The 13,130-nt window shown below is 62.3% G+C and carries 15 protein-coding genes; 14 read left to right on the top strand and 1 reads right to left on the bottom strand.

The window, feature by feature from the left end; genetic code table 11:
- The first annotated feature begins 2 nt into the window (after window positions 1–2).
- The 3 genes from GJW30_RS11575 to GJW30_RS11565 all read left to right on the top strand — a co-directional run bounded on the left by GJW30_RS11575 (window position 3) and on the right by GJW30_RS11565 (window position 3,123).
- Window positions 3–1,013: a FecCD family ABC transporter permease gene (locus GJW30_RS11575; protein WP_096355438.1), complete on the top strand. Its 1,011-nt coding sequence runs from the start codon at window positions 3–5 to the stop codon at window positions 1,011–1,013.
- Window positions 1,010–1,771: an ABC transporter ATP-binding protein gene (locus GJW30_RS11570; protein WP_096355436.1), complete on the top strand. Its 762-nt coding sequence runs from the start codon at window positions 1,010–1,012 to the stop codon at window positions 1,769–1,771. Before GJW30_RS11575 ends, GJW30_RS11570 begins: the two co-directional genes overlap by 4 nt.
- A 134-nt stretch (window positions 1,772–1,905) precedes the next feature.
- The gene (locus GJW30_RS11565) at window positions 1,906–3,123 is read left to right on the top strand and encodes an MFS transporter (protein WP_096355434.1); all 1,218 of its coding nucleotides are present in this window, start codon (window positions 1,906–1,908) and stop codon (window positions 3,121–3,123) included.
- Between the two features lie 3 nt (window positions 3,124–3,126).
- On the opposite strand, the gene GJW30_RS11560 is transcribed toward GJW30_RS11565, so the two are convergent.
- Window positions 3,127–3,426 carry a cysteine peptidase family C39 domain-containing protein gene (locus tag GJW30_RS11560; protein ID WP_096355432.1) on the bottom strand — a complete coding sequence of 100 codons (300 nt, stop codon included), beginning with the start codon at window positions 3,424–3,426 and terminating at the stop codon, window positions 3,127–3,129.
- A gap of 644 nt (window positions 3,427–4,070) precedes the next feature.
- On the opposite strand from GJW30_RS11560, the gene GJW30_RS11555 reads away from it, so the two are divergent.
- The 11 genes from GJW30_RS11555 (at window position 4,071) to rpe (ending at window position 12,931) form a co-directional block, all read left to right on the top strand.
- The gene (locus GJW30_RS11555; RefSeq protein ID WP_096355430.1) at window positions 4,071–5,141 is read left to right on the top strand and encodes a GNAT family N-acetyltransferase; all 1,071 of its coding nucleotides are present in this window, start codon (window positions 4,071–4,073) and stop codon (window positions 5,139–5,141) included.
- 122 nt (window positions 5,142–5,263) lie between these two features.
- The gene (locus tag GJW30_RS11550; protein ID WP_130364897.1) at window positions 5,264–5,677 is read left to right on the top strand and encodes a hypothetical protein; all 414 of its coding nucleotides are present in this window, start codon (window positions 5,264–5,266) and stop codon (window positions 5,675–5,677) included.
- 73 nt (window positions 5,678–5,750) lie between these two features.
- Window positions 5,751–6,365 (top strand): ribonuclease D, encoded by a 615-nt coding sequence (locus GJW30_RS11545; protein WP_096355426.1) that lies wholly within the window; start codon window positions 5,751–5,753, stop codon window positions 6,363–6,365.
- A 140-nt stretch (window positions 6,366–6,505) separates the two neighbouring features.
- Entirely contained in the window at window positions 6,506–7,201 is a 696-nt protein-coding gene (gene lptC, locus GJW30_RS11540) for an LPS export ABC transporter periplasmic protein LptC (protein ID WP_096355424.1), read from the top strand.
- Window positions 7,198–7,722: an LptA/OstA family protein gene (locus tag GJW30_RS11535; protein ID WP_096355422.1), complete on the top strand. Its 525-nt coding sequence runs from the start codon at window positions 7,198–7,200 to the stop codon at window positions 7,720–7,722. The genes lptC and GJW30_RS11535 overlap by 4 nt, the downstream gene beginning before the upstream one ends.
- The gene (locus GJW30_RS22905; protein ID WP_245408486.1) at window positions 7,719–8,471 is read left to right on the top strand and encodes an LptA/OstA family protein; all 753 of its coding nucleotides are present in this window, start codon (window positions 7,719–7,721) and stop codon (window positions 8,469–8,471) included. Before GJW30_RS11535 ends, GJW30_RS22905 begins: the two co-directional genes overlap by 4 nt.
- Window positions 8,472–8,513: 42 nt before the next feature.
- On the top strand, window positions 8,514–9,323 hold the full coding sequence (gene lptB / locus GJW30_RS11530) for an LPS export ABC transporter ATP-binding protein (RefSeq protein WP_245408485.1): 810 nt from the start codon (window positions 8,514–8,516) through the stop codon (window positions 9,321–9,323).
- A gap of 88 nt (window positions 9,324–9,411) precedes the next feature.
- A complete protein-coding gene (rpoN, locus tag GJW30_RS11525) occupies window positions 9,412–10,965 on the top strand; it encodes an RNA polymerase factor sigma-54 (RefSeq protein WP_096355420.1) in 1,554 nt (517 codons plus the stop codon).
- Between the two features lie 102 nt (window positions 10,966–11,067).
- Complete coding sequence (hpf, locus tag GJW30_RS11520) at window positions 11,068–11,670, top strand: ribosome hibernation-promoting factor, HPF/YfiA family (protein ID WP_096355418.1); 603 nt, start codon at window positions 11,068–11,070, stop codon at window positions 11,668–11,670.
- A gap of 125 nt (window positions 11,671–11,795) precedes the next feature.
- Complete coding sequence (gene ptsN / locus GJW30_RS11515; protein ID WP_096355416.1) at window positions 11,796–12,248, top strand: PTS IIA-like nitrogen regulatory protein PtsN; 453 nt, start codon at window positions 11,796–11,798, stop codon at window positions 12,246–12,248.
- Complete coding sequence (gene rpe, locus GJW30_RS11510; RefSeq protein WP_096355414.1) at window positions 12,245–12,931, top strand: ribulose-phosphate 3-epimerase; 687 nt, start codon at window positions 12,245–12,247, stop codon at window positions 12,929–12,931. The genes ptsN and rpe overlap by 4 nt, the downstream gene beginning before the upstream one ends.
- Window positions 12,932–13,130 lie beyond the last annotated feature (199 nt).

Here is a 13,130-nt window from a genome sequence, read left to right as displayed (position 1 = left end):
GGATGACCCGGCGCATTTCCGGCAACGTCATCGCGGTCGCGGTTCTGCTCGTCGGCATCGCGGTCGCATTCGGCGTTGGGCGTTTTCCGGTGTCGCTGGCGGATGTCGCGACGGCTCTGTGGTCGCGCCTCACCGGAAGCCCGTCCGGATTGTCTCCGTCCGTCGAAGCCGTCGTCTTCAATATCCGCGGCCCGCGTGTGCTCGCGGCGCTCTGTTGTGGTGCTTCACTCGCGATCGCGGGCGCAGCTTTCCAAGGGCTTTTCCGTAATCCGCTCGTCTCGCCGGATATCCTCGGCGCGTCATCCGGCGCGGCGCTGGGTGCCGTCACGGCGATCCTGTTGTCGTGGGGCATCTTCGGAATTCAAGCGGCCGCGTTCGTCGGCGGCCTTGTCGCGGTCGGCGCCGTCTACGCGGTCGGCGCGACGATACGCTCGGGCGATCCGATCCTCACGCTCGTGCTCACCGGCATTGTGATGGGGGCGTTGCTCGGCGCCGGTGTCGGCCTCGTGAAGGTGCTGGCGGACCCTTACAACCAGCTTCCCGCGATGACATTCTGGTTGCTCGGCAGCTTGTCGGCGACGACGCGCGCCGACCTGATCCCGCTGACTATCCCGGTCGTGATCGGCGCCGGCATTCTTTTCGCGCTGCGCTGGCGCATGAACGTGCTTTCGTTACCCGAGGAGGAGGCGCGCGCGCTGGGTTTGCCGACCGGCGTGCTGCGTCTCGTGATCGTCGCAGCCGCGACGCTGGTGACGGCGGCGAGCGTCGCGGCCGCCGGCATCATCGGCTGGGTCGGACTGATCGTGCCGCATCTGGCGCGCTTTCTCGTCGGCCCGGATTTCGGCAAGCTGCTGCCGACCTCGATGCTGCTCGGCGGCGGCTACCTCCTGCTGATCGATACGCTTGCTCGGACGATGGCGCCGATCGAAGTTCCGCTCGGCATCCTCACGGCCGTGATCGGCACGCCGTTCTTCATCTGGCTGCTCGCAACCGCACGCGGGAGCTGGTCATGAGTCTCGCCGCCGAAAAACTCTCGTTCGGCTACAGCGCACGTGTCGTCGGCCGCGACGTGACGCTGTCGATCGAGAGCGGTCAGGTGCTCGCCCTGCTCGGCCCGAACGGCGGCGGCAAAACAACGTTGCTCAAGACAATGCTCGGCCTGTTGCCGCCGAAGAGCGGTAGCGTCTCGCTCGACGGCACGCCGCTCGATACGATCTCGATTGGCGAACGCGCGCGCAGCATCGCTTATGTGCCGCAGGTTCATCACGCGGCGTTTGCCTTCACCGCGATGCAGGTCGTGATGATGGGCCGCACCGCGCATGGTGGGCTCTTCGCGCGCCCGACAAACCATGATCGCGATGTCGCGGCCGCGATGCTCGAGCGGCTCGGCATTGCACATCTCGCAGATCATCCGACGAACATGATCTCCGGCGGCGAGCGCCAGCTCGTGCTGATCGCCCGCGCGCTCGCCCAAGAGCCGCGCTACGTCGTGCTGGACGAGCCGACCGCCAGTCTCGACTTCGGCAACCAGGGCAAGGTGATGCGGCAAATTCGGCTGCTCGCCGAGTCCGGACTCGGCGTCTTGTTCACGACGCACGATCCAAACCAGGCGCTGCGGCATGCCGACAAAGTCGCATTGCTGCGCGACGGCCACGTCACCGCGATGGGCGACGTTTCGGCCGTCTTGTCCGGCGAAACGCTGGAACAGCTCTACGGCGCGTCCGTCGAAACCGTGACGGGGCCGGATGCCGTCGCGTTCCTTCCCGGCTGACCGGGCACTATGTCCGACCTGCGGCGCGATTCCAGCCCTGCACGGCACATAATTGTAGACCCAAAGGCGCTTGCAAATGTGCGGTGGGTTTCGTGATGCTGTAGCTGAGTGTAGCAGGATGCCGAAGAGCCGCGATGACGAGTGACAATCCGACGAGCGCAGGGACGCCGCGTTTTCTCAAAGCGCTGATGTTCGAGTCTTTCGTCGCATCGCTGGCGTTGATGTCTTTCGTCTCCGTTGCGGGCCCAATCACGAAGGCGATGGGGCTTGCGCCGTGGCAACTCGGCGTTGCTATGACGGCCTCCGGAATCGGATGGGTGTTGACCGCACCGGCGTGGGGACGATTGAGCGATGCTCGCGGAAGACGCGGGATCTTGCTGTTCAGCTTTGCGGGCTTTGCCCTCAGCTTCATTTTGCTGACGTTGCATATCGACGCCGCGCTGCGGTTCGCGATGTCTTCAATGCTGGCATTTGCCGGGCTCGTGTTCTGCCGTGCGGCGGCCGGAACGCTTTATGCTGCCGTGCCGACATCGAACTCCGCGCTCGTCGCCGATCATTTTGCGCGCGAAAGGCGCGTCGGCGCGATGGCTTCTATCGGCGCGGCGAATGCGACCGGCATGGTCGTCGGCCCAGGATTGATCGGTGTGCTCGGAGTTCTGGACCTGCGCTTGCCACTGTATGTCGGCGCGCTGCTTGCAGTCATCGCATGGGTCGTTCTCTGGCGCGCGCTGCCACCCGACGTGCCACGCACGGCTACACACAAACCACAGAGCCTTGCCTGGGATCGGCGCATCCGCACGCCGATCGTGATCGGCTTCATCGCCATGTTCGGCGTCGCTGTTGCGCAGATCACGGTTGGCTTTCTCGCGATCGACCAGCTGAAGCTCGACGCAGCGGCCGCGACGCGCGCTGCGTCCATCGCGCTGGCTGCCGTCGGCATTTCACTGGTGGCCGCGCAGCTTGTCCTGCGCAAGCTGACGCTGACGCCGCTGCGTCTGCTCGGCATAGGCTGTGCCATCGGCGGCGTTGGTTTTGCTTCGGCTGCCTTCGCGACAAGCACGGTGCTGCTCGCCACGAGCTTCGCCATCGCGGCTTTCGGCCTCGGCTGGGTGTTCCCGTCCGTTTCGGCCTTCGCCGCCAACGCGGTCGAGCCGCACGAGCAAGGCGCAGTCGCCGGAACAATCGCGAGCGCGCAAGGCCTCGGCACGATCTTCGGCCCGCTTGTCGGCTCGGCTGTCTATGCCGTTTCGCCGATGGCGCCGTATTGGATGGTCAGCGCCATATTATTCGTGGCTGCAGCGATGTCGTTGGGACGCCAAGGAGTTCGCACCCGAACGGGCGAAAATCGGTGACGGTCACGCTGAGGCGTTCGCAAACTCAATCAATGCAGGAAGCGGCATAGTCGCCATCTCAGCGATGGATGCCGCCTTCACTCGCGCTACAATTTTCAGACGCTTTGCAATTCGTGCAAGATCTTCCAAAGAGTAGTTGTCGTGAGTCTGCCCTCGGTCGTGAGATATCTGCGCGGGATCGGCTGGAATACCTAAGAATTTCGCGACGAGGACGAACGACAACAGAGCTTCTGGAAAAGACGGCAACGCGCTTTTCGGCGCTTCACCCGGCGCGTTCCGCGCGTCAACAATTCCGGTGATCATAATAAGTCAGAACAATCGTTTAAAAGTATGATTGTCCGTCTAGCAGACGCCCTCCAGTTTCTCTACGCAATTTTAGCCTCGCGAGGACAGCAGAACTGGCGCATCTCTATAACCTATTTGAAACCTACACTTTCGACGTGCAATCCGACCCGCTCGTGGCGGAGCTACTACCTATTCCTAAACTACCTTGAGACCCCGAAATCCGACGTCGAGATATCCTCGCAATGCGAGGCAGGTATGTGATGAGCGCTGCTCGTCATAGACGATCATTTTTCGCTAAAAGTCACAACAAAGCTAATCTTCGCCGGTCCAAGACTGTTCTGACCCGAGTCTGGCTTTGGAACCGAGTTTGCACGATTCGCACCGTCGTAATTCTTGCTGTCCCTGATTGAGACATACCGATCTCTTCCAATCTGCCGGGATGTCGATATTTGCGGACGACCGCATGCAATGCTGCAATACAGCACGAGGGACCACCCGGATCCCCCATTGCTGTCAAGTCGGAGCCATACGTGAGCCGAAGCGAAAATGCTCTGCCAACGTCTATCGATACTGCCCCCAGCGTTTCGAACCATGACCCCCTCGCACTGATTTCGCGCGAAGGACTTCGTGCTACCGAAATCTGGACGCGATGCCTGCGCACGATGCGCAAGGATCATCGCTACTACGAAGTGATCGAGGACAGCTGCAATCAGGGGTTTGAGTATCGCTATCTGCTTGTGCGCGGAGAGCGCGGCGAAGAGGTCGCGATTCAACCCTGCTTCGTGGTCGATCAAGACGCGCTCGAAGGGTTGCCCGCGCGCGCGAAGCGATGGGCGAATTGGCTGCGCACGCTGTGGCCGCGCTTCATGCGCTTCAAGATTTTGATGATCGGTTGCGCGATCGGCGAAGGCCATCTGGGCACGGATGAAGTTTCGCAGCAAGCGTTCGTCGTCGCGATGATCAGCCGTAGCCTCCCTGCCCTCGCGAAAAGCTTCAAAGCAAGTCTCGTCGTGTGGAAGGAATTCCCCGCGAAGTATCGCGAAGCGCTGGGCCGGCTTTCGGCGAAAGACGACTACGTTCGCATCCCGAGCTTTCCGAATATCAAAGTCTCGCTCGACTACGCGAACTTCGACGACTTCATGCAACGCCATCTCAGTCAGAACATGCGCAAGCATATGCGCCGCAAGTTCCGCGATGCTGCGAAGCTCGCGCCGATCGAGATGGAGCAAGTCGTCGACGTCGCCGATGTGATCGACGATGTGTATCGGCTCTACCTCAACGTCTACGAACGCTCGGAGCTGCATTTCGAGAAGCTGACGCCGGAGTTTTTCCTCGCGCTGTCGCGGCGCATGCCGGAGAAGGCCCGCTTCTTCGTATGGCGGCAGAACGGAAAGATCGTCGCAAGCGCGCTGTGTCTGATCGAAGGCGACGCGATCTACACGGAGTATATGGGGCTGGACTACGAGGTCGCACTCGACGCGCATCTCTACTTCATCGTCATCCGCGACATCATGAATTGGGCGATGGCGCGCGGCTTCAAGAATCTCTGCGGCACCGGCATGAACTACTGGCCGAAGTATCACCTGCGCATGTCACTTGCGCCGCTCGATCTCTACGTGCGGCATCGCAATCCGCTGATCAACAAGCTGATGAAGCCGTTCTTGCGCTTCCTCGGGCCGACACGGCACGACGAAGTTCTGCCCCTGTTCCCGAACTACAAAGATATTCACTAGCGCTCGGGTCTGCCGCAGAGCTGCCCATAAATCGCCCCGAACCGGCCTGAGGCTCTAACGGCGCGAACCGTTGTTCGCGTCGGCTTGCGGGCAGCGTTCTGGCCGCCAATAACGGAGGCCTCATGTCTCGCGTATCCTTCGTGCGGCTCACAGCCGTATGCGGGCTCGCCCTCGGGACAGCCCTGTTGGCCGCACCGGGCACAAGCTCGGCGGCTGACCTCGACGACTACGGCCCGCGCTATGCGCGGCCCTATCCGCCGCCCGAACCTCAATACGAGCGGCGCGCCTATGAACCACCACCACCGCCCGTCTATCGCGAACGCCGCGTCGAATTCGACGCGGACGGATGCCGCATCTCGTACCGCCGCTATGTCGATGACGACGGCCGCGAAGTGAGCCGCCGCGTCCGCGATTGCGACCGCGTCGCCAGCCGGCCCTGGGACGAGCCGCGCTACGCCCCGCCGCCGCCACGGTATGATTACGACTACCGGCCGCCGCGTCCGGTCGGCCCGCCGGTGGACGATGACCTCGATTAGCCCTCGGCGCTTTCGTTGATTGGGCCCGGCCGCGGTGGTACATCCCGCGGCCGGACCTTAACGCGAGAGCCCTATGACCATCCGTCTGCACCGTGGCGATCTGCCTGACCTCGCACGCTACAAAGGCAGCGTCGCCATCGACACCGAGACGATGGGCCTCAATCCGCATCGCGACCGTCTGTGCGTCGTGCAGCTGTCGCCCGGCGACGGCAGCGCGGATATCGTGCAGATCGCGGCCGACCAAGCCGACGCGCCGAATCTCAAAAAGCTGCTCGGCGACCCTTCTGTCACGAAGATCTTTCATTTCGCCCGCTTCGATCTCGCGGCGCTCTCGAATGCGTTCGGCGTAATGCCGGAGCCGGTGTTCTGCACCAAGATCGCTTCCCGGCTGACGCGGACCTATACGGACCGGCACGGCCTCAAGGATCTCGTCCGCGAGCTGCTCGGCATTGATTTGTCGAAGCAGCAGCAATCGTCGGATTGGGGCGCGGAGACGCTTTCGGAGGCTCAATTGGCCTACGCGGCTTCCGATGTCCTCTACCTGCATCAGCTCAAAGACAGATTCGAGGCATTGCTGAAGCGGGACGGCCGGGCCGACCTTGCGGAGGCTTGTTTCCGGTTTTTGCCAACCCGCGCCAGACTCGACCTATCCGGTTGGGAAGAGGAAGATATTTTCTCCCACAGCTAACCGGACGACCCCCGTTGAGGCTTCGCCGCAGCCAAGCCATATTCAGGCGTAATAAACTGACACGTTTCTTGAGCCGCGGCAGGTCTTTGCGCGTTGCGACACGCGCCTTAACGAACCCGCGGCCGCCACATTAGGCTCTGATGCAACTCGAGCAGCGGTACTCGGCGGGTGACCAGACGTGGCGCAGCGATCGCGGCACCGCGCGCGGCCGCTCGTTCCGCAGTGCTCGGCGGCATAGCCGTTGGGTTCGCCTGCTGCGCTACGCGTTGCCGGGGATCGTCGGTGTTGTGGTTGTGGGTTATGCGCTCTTCAGTTGGCTGAACCCGTTCGCAGCGCTGCCCGAGAATGCCAGCGCCGCCAATATGGTGATTTCGGGCACGCGAGTGACGATGGACTTGCCGAAGCTCGCTGGCTACACGCGCGACGGACGGCACTACGAGCTGGTCGCAACGGCGGCAACGCAGGATCTGAAGAAGCCGTCGTTGATCGAACTAAAAGACATTCGCGCCAAGGTCGAAATGCGTAACGGAAATTCGGTAGATGTCCGCGCTGCGGCGGGACTTTACGATACCAAAGCCGAAACAGTCGCAATGCAGGACGATGTCTATGTCGTCAGTAGCAGTGGAACGGAGATTCGCCTGAAGGAAGCGATGATCGACATGCGCAAAGGCCACGTTCTGTCGCAGCGGCCGGTCGAGGTCATGCTGACGAACGGCCGTATCAACGCGCAGGGATTGGAAGTGTCGGAGTCGGGTGCGGTGATGAATTTCACGGGCGGCGTCGCCGTCGAGATGAACAACGCCGTGCCGCTCGCGGTGTCGGAGGGCGCGCGATGATGCGAGGCTTACTCCGGCAGATCGTGACGGCGACGGCGCTCTGCGCGGCACTCGGTGTAGCGCAAGCGCAAGAGTTCAATCCCGGCGAGCCGATCAAGATCACGTCGCGCACGTCGAGCATCAACGAGACGAACGGCGCCGCGACTTATGCCGGCGACGTCAGCGCAATGCAGGGCTCCCTGGTGTTCGAAGCGGACAAGCTGACGGTGTTTTACGCCGGCGGTAAGGTGCCGGCTGTCGGCGACTTCGTACCGGCTGATCAGGTCACGCGTATTGAAGGCGCTGGCGGCGTATTCGTCACATTCAACGATCAGGTCGGATCGGCGAATGCGGTCGTGTATGATCTGAAGGCGAAGACGATTACGCTCATCGGCAATGCCCGAGCGACACAAGGCGACAACGTCACGACCGGCAGTCGCGTCATGTTCAATATTGCGACTGGAGTGACGCCGGTCGGTCCGGAGCAGCGCGGGGATCTTCCGGCCGCTGTTCAGCCGGCGGCGCCCGGAGTTCTACGATGATGTCCCGCGGTCTTTGGTACACCGGGTTGATTTGCGCCGCGCTCGCATTCGCGGCGCCGAGCGCTTTTGCGCAGCCGCAGAACAATTCCGGCAACAAGGGCATGCCAGGCGGCTTCTCGCAGAACAAAGGTCAGCCGATCAACATCACGGCGCAAGAACTCGAAGTTCGCGACAAGGACAAGGTCGCAACCTTCAAGGGCAAAGTTCGCGCGGTGCAGGGCGACTCGGTGCTCGAGACTGCACATCTTGTCGTTTTCTACGAGGGCGATGCGATGGGCAGCGGTAGCGCTCAGCGCACTCCTGCCCCAGCAGCACCGAGTGGTGGCGGGAACAGCCAAATCAAGCGACTCGAGGCAAAGGGCGGCGTGATCCTGACGCAGAAGGATCAAGTCGCGACCGGCAACGAAGCGATCTACGACATGCAGGCCAACACGGTTCTGTTGATCGGCGACGCGACCGCGACGCAAGGCGACAACGTCATTACGGGTGATCGGATCAACGTCAACATGACGACCGGTGTGACGAAGGTTATTCCCAAGCCGGGCGGAACCGTCAGCACGATTTTCAAGCCAAACGACGCGCAGAACAAGCCGGAAGTTCCGAAGCCGGCGGCGCCCCTGCCCGCTCCGCAGCGCGCTCCAAATGCCGCTCCGAAACAAAACGGCTCGTCCGCAACCGGAACGAGCAATCGCCCGGCGCAGACAGCGCCACGCCGCGATGCGTCGCAGCCGACACCGCTGCGGCAATAGCCTGCCTCTTGCGCCACCGCTGCGGCTGACTAGGTTGCTCCCATGCTGAGTCGGTTGCTGCGTCGAAACGGTGGATCATCGGGACAGGCTGGACGCGCGCCTGCGCCTCAAGCCGCCGACGACGGCGTCGATCACTATCTCGCAGCACATGGCGTCGAGAAGAGCTTCGGCCGCCGCAAGGTCGTGAAGGGCGCGAGCCTCTACGTTCGGCGCGGCGAGGCCGTCGGCCTGCTCGGCCCGAACGGCGCCGGCAAGACGACGATCTTCTACATGGTCACCGGCCTAATCAAAGCCGACGCCGGGATGATCGAGCTCGACGGCAACGACATTACGGGCCTGCCGATGTATCAACGCGCCCGCCTCGGCATCGGTTATCTGCCGCAGGAAGCCTCGATTTTTCGCGGGCTCAGCGTCGAGGACAACATTCGCGCCGTGTTGGAAGCTGTCGAACCGAACCGCGACAAGCGCGAAGCAGAGCTCGACGAGCTGCTCGAAGAATTTCACATCACGCGGTTGCGCAAAACACCGTCGATCGCACTTTCGGGCGGTGAGCGGCGGCGCTGCGAGATTGCGCGCGCCTTGGCGACGCGGCCGACCTACATGCTGCTCGACGAACCGTTCGCCGGCATCGACCCGATTGCGGTCGGAGATATTCAGACTCTTGTGAAGCACTTAACCACGCGCGGGATCGGAGTCTTGATCACCGATCACAACGTGCGCGAAACTCTTGGCCTCACCGACCGCGCCTACATCATCTATTCGGGCGAAGTGTTGATGGAAGGCACGCCGAACGACATCGTCAGCAACCCGGATGTCCGCCGTCTTTACCTTGGTGAGGAATTCCGGCTGTAGGTTGCGGTGGGGCTCGACTCGCCTAAAGGTGCATGCAATAATCGTGCCGAAATTAGGCACTTAGTCACCTTCTTGCGTCGCCGGGACCATGGCACTTTCACAGAGACTGGAAATTCGACAGGGCCAAGCCCTTGTTATGACGCCGCAATTGATGCAGGCGATCAAACTCTTGCAGCTGTCTAGTCTTGACCTCTCGGCCTATGTCGAGGCCGAGCTCGAAAAGAACCCGCTGCTTGAACGGGCAGATGCCGAACCGAGCAATGACGTGCCTGAAAATGAGGCACCGGCTTCGGATCGCGAATTTGCCGATGGCGAGCCCGACAGCAGCGACTGGATGGGCGAAAGCCTCGACGTCAGCCGCGACAGCATCGAGCAGCGCCTCGACACCAGCCTCGAAAACGTCTTCCCGAGCGAATTGCCCGACCAGCCTGCCCGTGCTTCGACGAACGAGCTGCCTGCCGTCTCCGAATGGGCGAACGTCGGCTCCGGCGGCCGCGACGGCGACGATTTCGGCCTTGAGTCTTTCGCCGCCGCGGAGATCTCCCTGCGCGATCATCTCTCCGAGCAAATGGCGCTTGCCCTCACTTCCCCGGTCGACCGGCTGATCGGCGCGCATCTCATCGATATGGTCGACGAGGCCGGCTACATCAGCGGCGAACTCGCGCCGATCGCCGAGAAGCTCGGCGCGGAGGCCGCGCATGTCGAGCGCGTTCTATCGGTTCTGCAAACGCTCGATCCGGCAGGCGTCTGTGCACGCAATCTCGCCGAATGTCTCGAGCTGCAGCTCAGAGATCGCAATCGCTTCGATCCCGCGATGGCTGTGCTGATTGCCAACCTGGAGCTGATCGCGAAGCGCGACTACGCGCAGTTGCGCAAGCTTTGCGGCGTCGACGATGAAGACATCGCCGAGATGGTCGGCGAGATCCGCCAGCTCAATCCGAAGCCGGGTCACGCGTTCGGTTCGACGCTCGTACAGCCTGTCATCCCTGACGTTCTCGTGCGCCCCGCGCAGGACGGTAGCTGGCAAGTCGAACTCAACAACGACACGCTGCCGAAGGTGCTGCTCAACCAGAGCTACTTCGCGCAGGTCTCGAAAGGCGTGCTCAAGCCGGGCGAAAAGGCCTACCTCTCCGAGTGCATGCAGAACGGCACGTGGCTCGTTCGCGCGCTCGATCAGCGCGCCCGCACGATCCTCAAGGTCGCCACCGAAATCGTGCGTCAGCAGGACGGCTTCTTCGCGCTCGGCGTGCAGCACCTGCGTCCACTCAGCCTGCGCGTGATCGCGGACGCGATCGGAATGCACGAGTCGACGGTCTCGCGTGTCACCGCCAACAAATACATGGCGACCACGCGCGGCATCTTCGAGCTGAAGTACTTCTTCACCTCGTCGATCGCGTCGGCTGACGGCGGAGATGCGCATTCGGCAGAAGCCGTTCGCTTCCGCATCAAAAACTTGATCGATGGTGAAGGCGTTAGCGACATTTTGTCCGACGATACGATCGTGACCCGTCTGCGCGATGCCGGAATCGACATTGCGCGGCGAACTGTCGCGAAATATCGCGAAGCGATGCGAATCCCCTCCTCGGTGCAACGCAGACGCGATAAGCAAGCGCTCGGTCAAGCCTTTGGACGCACGGCCTGATTTACCGTTTGTTGTGTTTCCTTCTTCGGCGAATTCGCACTAGACTCTCCGTTCATTCGTTATCCGCCGCGATCTGCTCGCGACGGGGATTGGAGGAAAGTGATGTCATTTCGCGTTTCGGGAAAGAATCTCGACATTGGCGAAGCTCTGCGTGAGCGCGTTAGCGCACGGATCGCAGAAGCGATGGAAAAGCATTTTCAAGCCGGACATACCGGCCACGCGACCGTATCCCGCGACGGCTTCGGCTTTCGCACCGAATGCACGATTCACTTGCAGTCCGGCATCACGCTGGAAGCCGAAGCGATGGCGGCGGACCCTTACGCGAGTGCGGATCAGGCCGCCGAGCGAATCGAAAAGCGTCTTCGCCGCTATAAGCGCCGTCTGAAGGATCGCAGCGCGCAGCGCGCCAACGGACATGCCGCAACCGCCGAAGCGATCAATGCCGCAACCTACGTTTTGGCAGCGCCGGAGCACGACGACGACGAAACAGCTGTGGAATTCAATCCGGTCGTCGTCGCCGAATCGACCACCGCGCTGAAGCTGCTTCCGGTCAGTGAAGCGGTTCTGGAACTCGACTTAACTGGTGCTGCGGTCATCGTTTTCCGTCACGCCGGCAATGGCCGAGTGAACATTGTTTATCGTCGTCCGGATGGCCATATCGGGTGGGTCGATCCGCCCGCTATGGCTGTCGACGCGAAGCATTGACGCCCCGATTGGGCGTGCCTATGTTCCGCCGCCTTTAATGGGGCGGCGGGAAAGCTGCTCTTCCACGGGCGGCGAATGCGCCGCGTTGAACGGCGTAGACGCCGCCAGGATGTAGTTGGACCACCATGCCGGTCACTGACCTCGTCACACCCCACGCCGTGATTCCGGCGTTGAAGGTCGTCGGCAAAAAGCAAGCTCTGCAGGAGCTCGCCGAGAAAGCCGCAGAGCTGACCGGACAGAACGAGCGCGCTGTGCTCGAAGTTCTCATGCAGCGCGAGCGTCTTGGTTCGACCGCGGTCGGCAACGGCATTGCGATCCCGCACGGCAAGCTGCCGAAGCTCGACAAGCTATTCGGTTTGTTCGCGCGGCTCGGCCGCCCGATCGACTTCGAAGCGCTCGATAATCAACCGGTCGATCTCGTGTTCCTGCTGCTCGCGCCGGAAGGCGCCGGCGCGGACCATCTCAAAGCGCTTGCGCGTGTCGCACGCTTGCTGCGCGAACCGGCTGTCGCGAAGAAGCTGCGCGAGTCGGAAGACGCCGAGGCGCTCTACGCCGTGCTGACGGCTCCGGCGGCATGACGCGCCCTCTTCTCATCGCGCCGTCGATCCTGGCGTCCGATTTCTCTCGCCTTGGCGAAGAGCTACGCGCGATCGATGCGGCAGGTGCCGACTACATTCACCTCGACATCATGGACGGGCGGTTTGTGCCGAACATCTCGTTCGGTCCGGATATCGTGAAGGCGTTGCGGCCGCATTCGAAGAAAGTCTTCGACACGCATTTGATGATCACGCCGTGCGATCCGTATCTCGAAGCCTTCGCGAAAGCCGGCAGCGACATCATCACGGTGCATGTCGAGTCCGGCCCGCATGTGCATCGCTCGCTGCAGGCGATCCGCGCGCTCGGCAAGAAGGCTGGCGTGACGCTTAATCCCGGCACGCCGGTGAGCACGATCGAGAACGTCATCGATCTCGTCGATCTCATTCTGGTGATGTCGGTGAATCCGGGTTTCGGCGGACAGAAGTTCATCACGTCGCAGCTCGATAAGATCGCGCAGGTCGCCGCGCTCGCGAACGGCCGCCCGATCGACATCGAAGTCGACGGCGGCGTGACGGCTGAAAATGCGCATCAGGTGGCGCGCGCCGGAGCCAACGTGCTGGTCGCAGGTTCGGCCGTGTTCAAGGGCGGCACCGAAGCCGCCTATCGCGCCAACATCGCCGCGATCCGCAATGCCGCCGCGCATGCGCGGGGCGAAGCCGCTTAGGTCCTGATTTCATCAGAAGCAACGCAACGGGCTGTCATCCCGGACAGGGCGCGCGCGAAGCGCTGCGCGCTGATCCGGGATCCAAGTATCCCTGCGCCACTGGGAGTCATGGATCCCGGCTCCTCGCTTGCTGCGCAAGCTTGGCCGGGATGACATCTGAGTTTGGGGCTCCGCACAGTTTGCCCCGCTCCGCCGCGTC

The organism is Variibacter gotjawalensis, from assembly GCF_002355335.1.
In the GTDB taxonomy this organism is placed as follows: Bacteria; Pseudomonadota; Alphaproteobacteria; order Rhizobiales; family Xanthobacteraceae; genus Variibacter; species Variibacter gotjawalensis.
Note: the sequence above shows the minus strand (reverse complement) of the source record. Positions and strands in the feature narration are given on the sequence as shown.